This window comes from Sphingomonas sp. SFZ2018-12 (assembly GCF_022496715.1).
GTDB lineage: Bacteria > Pseudomonadota > Alphaproteobacteria > Sphingomonadales > Sphingomonadaceae > Sphingomonas.
Window position 1 is genome coordinate 54,012 of sequence record NZ_WTFM01000001.1, and the last position, 12,083, is coordinate 66,094.

General features: G+C 67.8%; 15 protein-coding genes. 5 read left to right on the forward strand and 10 right to left on the reverse strand.

All coding sequences use genetic code 11. The annotated features are described in order from the left end of the window. Positions 1-8: 8 nt before the first annotated feature. The 10 genes from GO308_RS00280 to GO308_RS00325 form a co-directional block, all read right to left on the reverse strand. Entirely contained in the window at positions 9-308 is a 300-nt protein-coding gene (locus GO308_RS00280; protein WP_240883478.1) for a hypothetical protein, read from the reverse strand. 75 nt (positions 309-383) lie between these two features. After that, positions 384-983: a hypothetical protein gene (locus GO308_RS00285; RefSeq protein WP_066477015.1), complete on the reverse strand. Its 600-nt coding sequence runs from the start codon at positions 981-983 to the stop codon at positions 384-386. A gap of 175 nt (positions 984-1,158) precedes the next feature. Further along, the gene (locus GO308_RS00290) at positions 1,159-1,512 is read right to left on the reverse strand and encodes a helix-turn-helix transcriptional regulator (RefSeq protein WP_066477016.1); all 354 of its coding nucleotides are present in this window, start codon (positions 1,510-1,512) and stop codon (positions 1,159-1,161) included. After that, the gene (sctT, locus tag GO308_RS00295; protein WP_066477018.1) at positions 1,509-2,294 is read right to left on the reverse strand and encodes a type III secretion system export apparatus subunit SctT; all 786 of its coding nucleotides are present in this window, start codon (positions 2,292-2,294) and stop codon (positions 1,509-1,511) included. Before sctT ends, GO308_RS00290 begins: the two co-directional genes overlap by 4 nt. After that, positions 2,291-2,560, reverse strand: a complete 270-nt coding sequence (gene sctS, locus GO308_RS00300; RefSeq protein WP_066477021.1) for a type III secretion system export apparatus subunit SctS — start codon at positions 2,558-2,560, stop codon at positions 2,291-2,293. Before sctS ends, sctT begins: the two co-directional genes overlap by 4 nt. A gap of 27 nt (positions 2,561-2,587) precedes the next feature. After that, complete coding sequence (gene sctR, locus GO308_RS00305) at positions 2,588-3,238, reverse strand: type III secretion system export apparatus subunit SctR (RefSeq protein WP_082731281.1); 651 nt, start codon at positions 3,236-3,238, stop codon at positions 2,588-2,590. A gap of 3 nt (positions 3,239-3,241) precedes the next feature. Beyond that, positions 3,242-3,532: a FliM/FliN family flagellar motor C-terminal domain-containing protein gene (locus tag GO308_RS00310; RefSeq protein ID WP_240883479.1), complete on the reverse strand. Its 291-nt coding sequence runs from the start codon at positions 3,530-3,532 to the stop codon at positions 3,242-3,244. Beyond that, a complete protein-coding gene (locus GO308_RS00315) occupies positions 3,522-4,205 on the reverse strand; it encodes a hypothetical protein (protein WP_240883480.1) in 684 nt (227 codons plus the stop codon). The genes GO308_RS00310 and GO308_RS00315 overlap by 11 nt, the downstream gene beginning before the upstream one ends. Beyond that, positions 4,198-4,512, reverse strand: a complete 315-nt coding sequence (fliO, locus tag GO308_RS00320; protein ID WP_066672053.1) for a flagellar biosynthetic protein FliO — start codon at positions 4,510-4,512, stop codon at positions 4,198-4,200. The genes GO308_RS00315 and fliO overlap by 8 nt, the downstream gene beginning before the upstream one ends. Beyond that, positions 4,509-5,636 carry an EscU/YscU/HrcU family type III secretion system export apparatus switch protein gene (locus GO308_RS00325; RefSeq protein WP_240883481.1) on the reverse strand — a complete coding sequence of 376 codons (1,128 nt, stop codon included), beginning with the start codon at positions 5,634-5,636 and terminating at the stop codon, positions 4,509-4,511. The genes fliO and GO308_RS00325 overlap by 4 nt, the downstream gene beginning before the upstream one ends. A 639-nt stretch (positions 5,637-6,275) precedes the next feature. On the opposite strand from GO308_RS00325, the gene GO308_RS00330 reads away from it, so the two are divergent. From GO308_RS00330 to GO308_RS00350, 5 genes are read left to right on the forward strand one after another with little or no spacing between them, the layout of a single operon-like run. Then, positions 6,276-6,848 carry a lytic transglycosylase domain-containing protein gene (locus GO308_RS00330; RefSeq protein WP_066546600.1) on the forward strand — a complete coding sequence of 191 codons (573 nt, stop codon included), beginning with the start codon at positions 6,276-6,278 and terminating at the stop codon, positions 6,846-6,848. Further along, positions 6,845-8,803 carry a flagellar biosynthesis protein FlhA gene (locus GO308_RS00335; RefSeq protein ID WP_066477033.1) on the forward strand — a complete coding sequence of 653 codons (1,959 nt, stop codon included), beginning with the start codon at positions 6,845-6,847 and terminating at the stop codon, positions 8,801-8,803. The genes GO308_RS00330 and GO308_RS00335 overlap by 4 nt, the downstream gene beginning before the upstream one ends. Then, positions 8,800-10,608: a type III secretion system outer membrane ring subunit SctC gene (sctC, locus tag GO308_RS00340; RefSeq protein ID WP_066477035.1), complete on the forward strand. Its 1,809-nt coding sequence runs from the start codon at positions 8,800-8,802 to the stop codon at positions 10,606-10,608. Before GO308_RS00335 ends, sctC begins: the two co-directional genes overlap by 4 nt. A gap of 2 nt (positions 10,609-10,610) precedes the next feature. Then, the gene (locus tag GO308_RS00345) at positions 10,611-11,744 is read left to right on the forward strand and encodes a hypothetical protein (protein ID WP_066477036.1); all 1,134 of its coding nucleotides are present in this window, start codon (positions 10,611-10,613) and stop codon (positions 11,742-11,744) included. Positions 11,745-11,768: 24 nt separating this feature from the next. Beyond that, positions 11,769-12,083 (forward strand): hypothetical protein, encoded by a 315-nt coding sequence (locus tag GO308_RS00350; RefSeq protein ID WP_066672048.1) that lies wholly within the window; start codon positions 11,769-11,771, stop codon positions 12,081-12,083.

Consider the following 12,083-nt stretch of genomic DNA (forward strand, 5'->3'; position numbering starts at 1 on the left):
CGCGTGCTTCAATAGCCTGCCCTGGCGCAGAGCGCCGCGAGCTGTTGCGCCTTGGCGGGCGAAAGATTCGCCTGGTAGCTCTGCTTGTTCGCACAGATCGAACGTGCGTCCCGCGACGCTAGTGGCGCGGACTGCTTGTTGTCGGACCGACGCTGGCGATTGGCCTCGGTGACGCCATGCTGCATCACCCGACCAAGCCCCTCGACCGAGGGGTCCCATGTCGGCATGTCCTGGGCGGCGGCGGTTCCGATACCGGCGAAAGCTGCCGCGACGACGGCGAGATACTTGATCTGGGGCATACGCTTCACCTCGCTCCCTTGGTAAGTCGGGAAGGGGGCCCGCGCAATGCACGAGCCCCCCAAGCGTTTTGAAATCAGGACGAATTACCCCTTGCGGGCCATGTTCGCCATGCCTTCGCCGACCGCCTTCAGCGTGGTGCCCGACGCGTTGGAAACCATGCTGAACTGCTGGCCGAGCACGGTGAATTCGGTGGACAGGCTCGCCTTGCCGTCCTTGATCTGGTTGGACACCTGTTCCATCTCGTCGCCGAGCTTGTTGAGGGTGCTGCCCAGCGAGCGCGCCATCGCCATCAGCCAGCCCGGCGCCTTGCCGCCGGCGCGTGCCGAGCGAGCATCCTCGCTTTCGGCCGATTCGCGCGCCAGATCGAGGATCTGGTCAAAGGTGTCGCGCTGCGCCTGGCCGATCTGGGCCGCCGTATCGCCGGCCTCGTTGCCCAGCGCCTCGATCGCTTCGTCGAGGTTGCGCGCGGTGCCCTGCACATCGCCGAACGAGCTGGAGAACGCGCCCTGCGCCATTTCGATGGCCGACTGGGGCAGGCCCATCTGCTGGCCGAGCTGCTGGATGAACTGCTGGCCGATCTGCGAGACGACCTGCGTCGCCAGCTGCGCGATGATACCGCCCATCGGGCCCATGGCCGCGGTGGCGAGCAGGGAAACGGGATTGAAACCGCCGATGCCGAACATATGCCTTCTCCTCAAAAGATGCGTCGCGCTCCCATGCCGCCGGAGCCGGGGCGGGACGGCGGCGTGGCGGGGATCGCTGGCCGCCGTCGTCGACACTCTTGTCCTCCAGTTTCGCCTGCACCTCACTCACCGATCCGACTAGCGCGGCTAGTCGAATCGCTTAGCTGGCTGCCGTTTAGTTGAGCGGGTGAAAGAGCAGGCCGGCCAGCGCATTGAGCTCGCGCACGCCATCAAGCTCGAGCTTGCGGCACATGTTGTTCAGGTGGACGCGCACCGTATTCTCGCTGATCGCCAGCAGCGTGGCGATGTCGGCATTGGCCCTTCCCCAGCCCAGAAAGCGCAGCACCGCCACCTCGGTCTTGGTCAGCGTCTGGATGCCGGTCACGTGCCGGTCGGGAATGCGCGAGCGCGGGATGCGATATTCGCCGACCAGCTGCGCCTCGGTTTCGGCCTGCGCGTCCGCCTTGCGCAGCAGCCGCATCAGCTCGCGCAGCCGTGCCTCCTCGTCCTGTGCTTCGCCGGGGCTCATCGCGCCAATGCTCCGATCAGTGCGCGGACGACGTCGTTGCGCGACGCGATCTCGCCCACCAGCAGCTGCGCGAACAGCGGAACCAGCATCAGGACGAGCGCGGTCGCCGCCCACGCCTTGATCGACATCGACAGCTGGAAGACGTTGAGCTGCTGGGCAAAGCGGTTGAGCAGGCCCAGCGAAGCGTCGACGACGTAGAGGAACACGATCACCGGTGCCGCCAGCACCACCGCCAGGGTCATCAGCCGGCCGAACTCGCCCTCGAACAGGACAAGCCCCCGCATGTCCAGCGACTGCCAGTCGGCGGTCATCGGCCAGATCGCGAAGCTCTCCAGGATCGTCGCGACCAGGAGCATCAGCCCGCCGACGGAGGCGAAGAGCACGTTGGCGAGCCGGGCGAGCAACGCGCCGTTGAGCGAAACCTGATTGCCGCCCAGGGGCTCGAGCACCTGGCCGATCGTCGCGCCGACCTTGGCATCGATGATTTCGCCCGCCGCCTCCATCGCCCAGAGCAGCGTGCCGAAGAAAAAGCCGATGACGACCCCCGCCACCGCTTCCTTGAGCAGTAGCCGCGCCCAGGCAAAAATGCCCAGCGCGGCCGGGTCGATACCCGTCGTCATCCAGTAGGCGACGCCGCCCAGCGTCAGGATCAGGCTGTTGCGCACCATCGGCGGCACCGTGTCGGGCGCGAACAGCGGCAGAAAGGCAAAGGCGAAGCCGAACCGGGCGGAAGCCAGCGCCACGATCAGCAGCTGGTCCATCCATCCGGTATCCGGGGTCATCCGCGCACCATGCCGGGGAAATTGACAAAGATCGTGTCGGCAAAGCGGTACAGCGTGGCCGCCAGCAGCGACGCGGTGACGAACAGCGTCAGCACCACTGCGAAGAATTTGAGCGTGTATTGCAGCGTCTGTTCCTGAAGCTGGGTGGCGGCCTGGACGATCGCCACGAGCAGCCCCACCGCCGATGCCGCGATGATCGGCGGCGCGGACAACAGCAGCACCAGCCACAACGCCTCGACGGTGACCCCGACGATCGATTCGGTCACGATCGCGCTCCGCTGGCCCGCATCCGGCTAGACATAGCTGAGCACCAGCCCGTGGCTGATCTTCACCCAGCCATCGATCAGCACGAACAGCAACAGCTTGAACGGCAGCGAGATGGTGACCGGCGACAGCATCATCATGCCCAGCGCCAGCAGGATGTTGGAGATGACGAGATCGATGACCAGGAAGGGAAGAAAGATGAGGAAGCCGATCTGGAACGCGACGGTCAGTTCCTTGACGACGAAGGCGGGAATGACGACGATGAAATCGGTATCGCGCGCGGGCGCCGTGCCCGACCGCTCGGCGACGCGCGCCTGAGTGCGCTGGAAGAATGCACGCTCGCCGGGGTCGCTGTGGCGGATCAGGAATGCGCGCAACGGCTCTTTCGAGCGATCGGCGGCGGCAAACAGCTGGTCGGTCTGCGCCGGCACCTCGGTCTCGCCCGACGCCGCCGCCATCTGCTGGATCGTCGGGTACATGACATAGAGCGAGAGGATCAGCGCCAGGCCGTTGAGCACCAGATTGGGCGGCACCTGCTGAAGCCCGAGCGCGTTGCGGATCAGGCTGAGCACCACGACGATCTTGGTGAACGACGTCACCATCACCGCAAAGAACGGCGCGAGCGCGATCAGCACGACCGTGACGAGCGCGGAGCCCGGCGTGAAGCTCGACAGGTCCATCGCTCAGTGCTCGCTCACCAGCGCATCGACCAGCACGCCATAGCCGTCGCCGACCCCGACCAGCGTGCCGCGGGCAAAAGCGCGACCGCCCGCCAGCAGCTCGACCCGAAGCGCGCCGTCGGCGGCCTCGACCGGCAGCACCGCACCCTCGCGCACCGCCTGCAGCCGGCCAAGCGGGATCGCCTGGCGGTCGAGCGCGATCGTGACGGGCACCGCGAACCGCGCCGCGGGGGGGTCGGCGCCCGGTATGTCGGCCGGTGCGGGCGCAACGCCGGTTTCGGGATCATCCGCCATTCGGGACTCCTTGCGTGAACGCAGTCGGGGTGAAGACGCGCGTGCCGGGATCGAAGCGCCCGCGACATGGAGGCACGCCGTCGGCGTCGAGCACGGCATCGAACGGGCCTGCGCCGATCAGCACCAGGTCGCCGGCACCCAGCTCGGCGGCGTCGAGGGGCGACAGGCGAGGGCCGGGGAAGTGCAGGCGACCGTCGAGCGTGACATGCGCCGCCAATGGCGACGCGAAGGGTCCGGTGGCCGCCAGCAGCGCCAGGTCCTGCGGCACGATCAGCCATAGCCGGTCGGCGACGCCCCGTCGGGCATCCAGCGTCGCCAGCTCGACCGGCAGCCCGCCGGCCGGAGGCCGGGGGTCGACACGCTCGGGGTCGATCGCGATGCCGAGCGCGCGTTCGATCAGGGCGAGCAGCGGTTCGAACCGGTCGATCAGCTCGACGGCGGCGACGCCGTCGACGCCGGGCGAACCGCAGGGTGCGCCGCCGTGCCGGTCGAAGCCGATCGCCGCGCCGTTGCCGCACATGACCCAGTCGCGCAGCGCGCCGGGTGGTCCGGCGATCCGGGCCCGGACAACGCCGTCGTCGACGACCCAGCCGTTCAGCGCGCCGAGCAGGCGGTTGCGCCGATCGGCATCGTCCGCGTCGACCTGCGGCAAGGTGGCGATCAGGTCACGCATCGGGATTCTCCGACGTCGCCACACGGCCGCCTGCGCCCGCCGGCCAATGGCGCAGCAGGGTGACGCCGCCGGGGGTCACCCCGATCAGCAGCACTTCGTCATTCACCTCGATCATCGCGACGCGCTCGTTCTGGCCGACCGGCAGCGCGCGCAGGAAACGGATCGTGCGATCGTCCTCGCCACGCACACCGGTGAAGCGGTCCTGCCAGCGTTTGAGCGCGCGCAACGCGATCCAGGCGAGGCCGAGCACGATCGCCAGCGCGATCACCACCGCCAGCAGGCTGGACAATACCGCCAGAATGTTCATTCGGCATCCTCGCGGATCGGCTGGACATCGCCTGCGCGGGCGCGTCGGGCCCACAGGATGATCTCGGCAATGGCGTCGAATTCGGCTTCCGGGATGATCTCGTTGATCTCGGCGGTGGCCCATAGCCGACGGGCCAGCCCGACATTGCGCACGATCGGCACGTCGGCCTCGACCGCCGCCTCGCGCATCGCGGCGGCCAGCGGCCCCTCTCCCTTCGCTGCGACCATCGGGACCGGACACTCCGCCGGGTCATAATCCAGCGCGATGGCGAGGTGGGTCGGATTGGTCAGCAGGACGTTGGCGTTGCGGCTGGCCTGCACCGCATTGCGGTTCGCCCACTCCTCGTGCAGCTGGCGACGCTGTGCCTTCAGCATCGGGTCGCCTTCATTGTCCTTGTGTTCCTGGCGAATGTCGCGCCGGCTCATCATCAGCTTCTTGATGTAGCGGTGCTGCGTCCATAGCCGGTCGGCCAGCGCGACGAGCAGGAAGATCGCCACTGACCAGGCGACCAGCTGGATCGTCAGCGCACGCAGAAGGTCGAGCACCGCGGCCGCGATCCCCGATCCACTGCCGGGGAACGGCATCCACGCGGCCGCATGCGCCAGCGCGGCATATTCGTCGACCGATCCGGCCAGCACGATGCCGGCGGCGCCGAGCACCAGCAGCGCCTTGATCAGCGTCTTGGCGAGCTCGAACAGATTGTCGAGGCTGATCATCCGCTTCAGTCCCTCGACCGGGTTGAGCGTGTCGAGCTTGGGCTTCAGCTTCTCCGTGCTGAACAGGGCGCCGACCTGAAAGAATTCGCCCGCGACGCCCATCACCGCCGACGGCAGCAATGTCGCCGCGGCCGCCAACAACACGATCGCGCCGGCCGACCATCCCACCACGCTCAGCGACGTGCTGAAATCGCCCGAGGTTGCGCGCGCGACGGCGAGGTCGGCAAAGGCGGCGATCCGCACGCCGATGAAGCCGGCCGCGCCGAGGAACAGCAGCAGCCACATGACCAGGCCGATCGCGGCGCCAAAGTCCTTCGACTTCGCCACATCGCCCTTGTTGCGGGCGTCGCGCAGCCGCTTGAGGGTCGGCTTCTCGGTCTTGTCGCCGCCGTCATTCTTCTCGGCCATCCACTGCTCCGGTTGGCGTCAGACGAACGCCCGGGAAGACTAGGAATTACTGCAAGCAAGTCGCGGATAATAGATCAGTTCATGACTCATATCGCTAGGCAAAGGATGATGGCAGATTAGTGACAGCGTCAAGTAAATGCCGGGACAGTGTGGCGATCCGAGTGATTTCCAGGACATTACGATTCCGCAATGAAAAGCCATTTATTGACGAAAAGTTGATACGTGTATCATCTGGCCGCAGCGAAAACTCCATTCACCGTAAATGAACGCACGGTTCATCGCACTTGGCACACTTCCTACTTGATACAGAGGACAAAATTGCAGCATTCGCAGCACGACGGCGCGAGCAGAAGCGAGTCGGCGTGATGCCCTGACTTCCGGACTTTCCAGTCCGCGAACGGGTTTCGGGTGCGTAACAGACGGTGTGTGGAGATCGTGTGCATGATCGAAGCCCGGGTAATCATTCAATGCGCTGCGGCAGCTTTACTGTCGGTATCGGTATTATCGGCAAAACCGTCTTTCGCGAAGGACCCGTTCAATACGGAAGTTCTTGACGAATGCCCGATCGCGTCCAAAATCCGGACGGCGACATCTTCACCTCAATTGCGATCGTCCTCACTGGCTGCCTGTACGGACCGGATGGTCGCCACCCCGACGGTGCCGGTCCAGCCGGGACCGGACATCGTGCGGATCATCGGGGTCAAGCCCGATCCCGAGGACGCGCGCAATGCGTCCGGCGCGTCGCAGTCCAGCTGGTCGCCGCCGACCGCTCCGGCCGGGACGGTCACGCGGCTTTCCTATTCGCAGTTCGACGACGTGATCGGCCGCGCGGCGAGCCGGCATCGCATCGACCCGCTCTTCCTGCACGCGGTCATCGCCACCGAGTCGGCCTATCGCGCGCGCGCGGTGTCGAGGGCGGGTGCGCGCGGGCTGATGCAGATCATGCCCGCGACCGGCCGCGGCCTGGGGGTGGCCGACCCTGCATTGTTCGATCCGGCGACCAACATCGACGCCGGCGCCCGCCACCTGAAGCGGTTGCAGCGGCGCTACGGCACCAATTTCGAGCTGATCCTGAGCGCGTACAACGCCGGGGAGGGCGCCGTCGCCCGCTATGGCAACCGCGTGCCGCCCTATGCGGAAACCCGCAACTATGTCGGTCGCGTGATGGCGCGTTATCAGCAACTTCGCAGCGGAACCGGGCCGGGCCGGTGAGTTTCGCCGCCATGCTCGCGAAGCTGCCGAGGGGCGGCATTCGCGCCGCCGACCTGTTGCTCGTCGGCCTGGTCGTCGCCGTCGTCGGCCTGCTCATCCTGCCGCTTCCTGCGGTCGTCCTCGACCTCCTGATCGCGGCGAACATGACGATCGGCGTGCTGCTGCTGCTCAGCACGCTCTACATCGCCAAACCGCTCGACCTGTCCACCTTCCCGACCGTCCTGCTCCTGTCGACGTTGTTCCGGCTATCGCTGTCGATCGCGACGACGCGGATGATCCTGACGGAGGCGCATGCCGGCGCGATCGTCCAGCAGTTCGGCGAGATGGTGGCGGGCGGCGACCTGATCGTCGGGATCGTCGTGTTCCTGATCATCACGATCGTGCAGTTCATCGTCATCTCGAAAGGGGCCGAGCGCGTGGCCGAGGTGGCGGCACGGTTCAGCCTGGACGCCATGCCCGGCAAGCAATTGTCGATCGACAGCGACCTGCGCTCGGGCCTGATCGACAAGGACGAAGCGCGCGCGCGCCGCCGCACGCTCGAGCTGGAGAGCAAGCTGCACGGCAGCCTCGACGGCGCGATGAAGTTCGTGAAGGGCGATGCGATCGCGTCGATCGTGATCGTCCTCGTCAACCTGATCGGCGGGCTGGCGATCGGCGTGTTCAACCGCGGCATGTCGGCGGGCGACGCGGTCCACACCTATTCCATCCTGACGATCGGCGACGGGCTGGTCGCCCAGCTTCCCGCATTGTTCAGCGCGATGGCGGCGGGGTTGCTGGTCACGCGCACGACCGACGAGGACAAGGACCGCGAGCTTGGTCCGGCAATCGCGCGCCAATTGTCGGGCAAGCCGCGCGTCCTGTTCATCGCCGCCGGGCTGTGCGTGCTGCTGGGGCTGATCCCCGGTTTTCCGACGCTGGTTTTCCTCGCGCTCGCGCTTGCGCTGGCCTTTGGGGGCGCGTGGCAATTGCCCGCCGGCCGGGTGTGGATCAGCGGCCGCGCGCGCCGGCTCGACAGCCGCCCGGCGGCGCTGCCCGATCGGATCGAGGCGCGGCCCGGCGCACTGGCCCCGGTCAAGCCGCTGGTGCTGGAACTGTCGGCCGACGGACTGGATGCAGCGATGGTCGCCACGCTGAGCGCGGAGGCGAGCCGCCTGCTGGATCGCATCCAGGCGCGGATCGGCCTCGCCGTCCCGCCGATCGAGATCGCGCCGGGGGCGGGCCAGCGCGGACGCTGGGCGCTGTTCGTCAACGAGGCGCCGGTGGCGTCGGGTAGCTTCGACCCGGGCGAGGTCGACCGGGTCCTGCCCGAGGTCGAGAACGCATTGCGGCGCAATGTCGGCCAGTTTCTGGGCCTGCAGGAGGTGACGACGCTGCTCAACCGGATCGGCGCGGAATATCCCGACGTCGTCAAGGAAGCCGTGCGCGCGGTGCCGACCGCCCGCATCGCGGAAGTCATCCGCCTGCTCGTCGAGGAGGAAGTGTCGCTGCGCAACCTGCGCGACGTGCTGGAGGCGATCGCGGATGCCGGTCAGTCCGAACGCAACGCGATCCCCATCGCGGACATGACCCGGGTTGCGGTCAAGCGGTATCTGACCCCGCCCCTGTGCACCGACGGGCGGCTGCGGGTGCTGATCGTCGGCGCAACGCTCGAATCCTTTCTGCGCGACAATGTCCGGCCCGTCGACGGCGTGGCCCGTCTGGCGATGGAGCCCGAACAGGCGCGCACGATGATCGCGATGCTCAAGCGCGAGCTCGCCTCGTGCGGGGCGCGGGCGATCGTCACCGCGTTCGACCTGCGCCGGCCGCTGCGGCGGCTGATCGCCGGCGACGTGTTCGACACGCCCGTGCTCGCCTTCAACGAGCTGTCGCCCAGCGTGCCGCTCGACATCGTCGCGCAGTTCGACCGGACACCGATCACGATCGAGGAGGATGTGGGTTTGGGAGCTGCCGAATGACCGTGCGCCGTCTGATGACGACGATCCTTGCCACCGCCGGCCTGGCCCTGTCGGCGGTTCCCGCTGCGGCGGGCGACCCGCCCTTTGCCGATCGTCGCGTCGCGCTCAATGCCCGCAACGACGAGGTCGCGGCATTCATCCGCCGCTTCTTTTCCTCGGCCGGGCTGACGGTCAGCGTGGACCCTGCCGTCAAGGGCCGGATCAACGGCCGGTTCGAGGGCGCGGCCGCGACCGTGTGGAGCCAGATTGCGCGCTCGTTCAACCTCGTCGCCTATCATGACGGGTCGACGGTGATCGTCTATCCCGCCGGCCAGGTGCAGAGCCGCACGATCCCGGTCGTGTCGCGGCGCGGCGGCGAGCTGGTGTCGGCGGTCAACCAATCGGGACTTTCGGACAGCATCAACCAGGTCCGCGCCGTGTCGGAGGACGCGGTGCTCGCAACCGGCGTGCCCAAGTTCCTCGACCAGGTCGCGCAGCTGGCGAGCGCGCTGCCCACGCGGCCCGACATTCCGCAAACCGCCCAGATCAGCCCGGCGCGCGGCCGCGGCTATCAGCGGGTCGAGCCCTATGAGCTTCGCGTCTTCTATCTGCGCTATGCCCGCGCCGACGATACGACGCTGATGGCGGGTGGCCGCGAGCTGATCGTGCCCGGTGTCGGATCGACGCTCAGTCGCATCATGGGCGACGGCGCGCCCGTCGCCGGCAGCGTCTATGCAAGCTATGGCGGGCGCTCGGTGCGCCAGAGCCAGCCGCGCCTGGGCGGCCGGGGGTTGAACGCCGTGCCGCCCGGTCCCGCGCAGACGCCCCAGATCGCGCCCTATGAGGACGAACTGCTCGGCTTGCCGCCGGGCCCTGCGGTCGCGGCAGAGAGCGGGCCGGGCTATGCCCAGCGCGGTCCCCGCATCGCGATCGATCCGTCGATCAACGCGGTCGTCGTGCGCGACCGGCCGGAGAACATGCCCGCTTATGAAGGGCTGGTCCGCGCCCTCGACGTCCGGCCGATGATCGTCGAGCTTGAGGCGACGATCATCGACCTCAACATCGACCGCCTGCGCGAGCTGGGTATCAACTGGCGGATCCAGAGCCAAGGCTTCAGCTCGCTGTTCGGCGGCGACATCGTCCGTCGCACCGGCGATCCCGCCGTCGACTTCACCCGGCTCGGCCAGGTCAATCGGGGCCTGTCGCTGTCGGGGGTGATCGGGTCCAACCGCGAATTCATCGGGCGGCTGAGCGCGCTGGAGGAAAAGGGCGCGGCCCGCGTTGTGTCGCGGCCCCAGATCGTCACGCTGTCGAATGTCGAGGCGGTGTTCGACCGCACCCGGACCTTCTATGTCCGCGTGGCCGGCGACCGCCAGGTCGACCTGTTCAACGTGACCGCCGGCACCGTGCTTCGCGTCAACCCGCATGTCTTGTACGACAACGGCCAGACGCGCATCCGCATGGTCGTGGGTGTCGAGGATGGCGCGGTGCTCGATGCCGAGGTCGACGATATCCCGATCGTGGATCGCGCCAGCGTCAATACCCAGGCGATGATCAACGAGGGCGAGGGGCTGCTGCTGGGCGGACTGACCGTCAATGCGGATTTCGATGCGGAGACCAAGATCCCGCTGCTCGGCGACATTCCGGTGCTGGGCGAGCTGTTCAAGTCGCGCAGCAAGCGCCGGCAGAAGACCGAGCGGCTGTTCCTGATCACCCCGCGGATCATCCCGATCGACACGGTGGCGGTCCAGCCCGCCGCAGCCACCCCGCCGGTTCCGATCGCGCCGGCACCCGTCAAGCCCAAGCGACAGCGCAAGCGGAGATAGCCATGGCCCGTGCCGATCCCCCCGCGCCCCACATCGTGCGGATTCTCGAAGGCCGGCTGGCCGGGCGCGAACACCCGCTCGGCATGGCGGACCGGCTGTGCATCGGCCACGGTCTGGCCAACGACATCGTGCTGCGCGGCACCGGAACGCGCGACGGCGTCATCGAACTGACCCGCCAAGGCGATGCGGGCGCGATCCGCCTGCGCGTCATCAGCGGCCAGGCCGAGCTGTTGGGCCGGACGATGGGGCCGGAGGACTCGGCACAGCTCCCGCCCTATCTGCCGTTCCGTTTCGGCGAATTCCTGATCGCGCATGGCGAGCGCGGCGCCGATCGCTGGGACGAGGCGCTGGCGATTGCTGCGTCGCCGTGCGGCGCGCCAGCGGTGCCGCTGCCCGCGCCCAGCATGTCCGCCCAAATCGCGGGTCGTGCGCGCGGCACGCTGGAGGCCGCGATCGACCGGATCGGCATCATGCGGCTCGGGGTGGTGACCGCGTCGATGGTGCTGTTGCTGGCCGCATCGGGTCCGCTGGGTTCGGCGATCGAGCAGCAATGGTCCGGACCGGGCGCGCTGCAGGGCCGGCTGGCGGACGCCGGACTGGGCGACCTCTCGGTCAGTCGCAACCCGGCCGGCGGGCTGATCGTCAGCGGCATGGTTTCCGACGAAGGCGACCTGATCCGGTTGCGTACGCTCGCCGCCGAACAGGGTGTGCCCGTGATGGTCGACGTGACGTCGGCGGCGTCGATCGCCAGCGCGGCAACCGACATCCTGCAGGCCCAGGGGCTGCCCGCGCGCGCGGAACCGCTGGGGCTGGGCAGCATCGCGGTGATCGCGCCCTATCTGTCCGACGACCGCGAGCAGCAGCTGGTCCGGCTGTTGCGCCGCGACCTGCCGGGGCTGCGCCGTGTCGCCTTCCGGCTGGATCGCGCGGCCGGCGGCGATGCGCTGCAATCCTTTTTCGCGCGCAGCGGCACCGGCCTGGCCAGCGTCGTCGCCGATCCCGGCCATATCGTGACCGCCGACGGCGCGCGCTGGTTTCCGGGCGCAATCCTGCCGACCGGGCATCGGCTGGTGTCGGTCGAGGTCGGCCGGGTGCGCTTCGAGAAAAATGGCCGGACCGAGGAAATCCGGCTGTGACGACTATCTGAGAGGAGTAATGCGATGACCGATATCACCCCCACCTACGGCCTCAACGCGCTGGCCGCCGCCCCGATGACCGCCGGACCGATGGACCGCAGCCGGACCCCCGCCAACTGGTTCGAGGCCTTTGCCGGTGCCTGGGGCAAGGCGCTCGACAATCAGGCGGCGGCGATCGAGCAACGCTCCGACCTGATCGCCAATGAAGGCGGCGACACCCCGTCACAGATCACCCAGCTGACCGCCGAATCGATGAAGATGAGCTTTTTGTCGCAAAGCTCGCACAGCTCGCTCGACAGCGTGTCGAAGGCGCTGGAAACCATGGCGCGGAAGGGCTGA

Excerpts from the sequence above, each read along its gene's own strand:
- fliO (WP_066672053.1), bottom strand. The coding sequence starts at position 4,512 with ATGAACATTCTGGCGGTATTGTCCAGCCTGCTGGCGGTGGTGATCGCG.
- GO308_RS00285 (WP_066477015.1), bottom strand. The coding sequence starts at position 983 with ATGTTCGGCATCGGCGGTTTCAATCCCGTTTCCCTGCTCGCCACCGCG.
- GO308_RS00310 (WP_240883479.1), bottom strand. The coding sequence starts at position 3,532 with ATGGCGGATGATCCCGAAACCGGCGTTGCGCCCGCACCGGCCGACATA.
- sctC (WP_066477035.1), top strand. The coding sequence starts at position 8,800 with ATGACCGTGCGCCGTCTGATGACGACGATCCTTGCCACCGCCGGCCTG.
- GO308_RS00350 (WP_066672048.1), top strand. The coding sequence starts at position 11,769 with ATGACCGATATCACCCCCACCTACGGCCTCAACGCGCTGGCCGCCGCC.
- sctT (WP_066477018.1), bottom strand. The coding sequence starts at position 2,294 with ATGACCCCGGATACCGGATGGATGGACCAGCTGCTGATCGTGGCGCTG.
- GO308_RS00345 (WP_066477036.1), top strand. The coding sequence starts at position 10,611 with ATGGCCCGTGCCGATCCCCCCGCGCCCCACATCGTGCGGATTCTCGAA.
- GO308_RS00325 (WP_240883481.1), bottom strand. The coding sequence starts at position 5,636 with ATGGCCGAGAAGAATGACGGCGGCGACAAGACCGAGAAGCCGACCCTC.
- sctR (WP_082731281.1), bottom strand. The coding sequence starts at position 3,238 with ATGGACCTGTCGAGCTTCACGCCGGGCTCCGCGCTCGTCACGGTCGTG.
- GO308_RS00315 (WP_240883480.1), bottom strand. The coding sequence starts at position 4,205 with ATGCGTGACCTGATCGCCACCTTGCCGCAGGTCGACGCGGACGATGCC.
- GO308_RS00290 (WP_066477016.1), bottom strand. The coding sequence starts at position 1,512 with ATGAGCCCCGGCGAAGCACAGGACGAGGAGGCACGGCTGCGCGAGCTG.
- GO308_RS00330 (WP_066546600.1), top strand. The coding sequence starts at position 6,276 with ATGGTCGCCACCCCGACGGTGCCGGTCCAGCCGGGACCGGACATCGTG.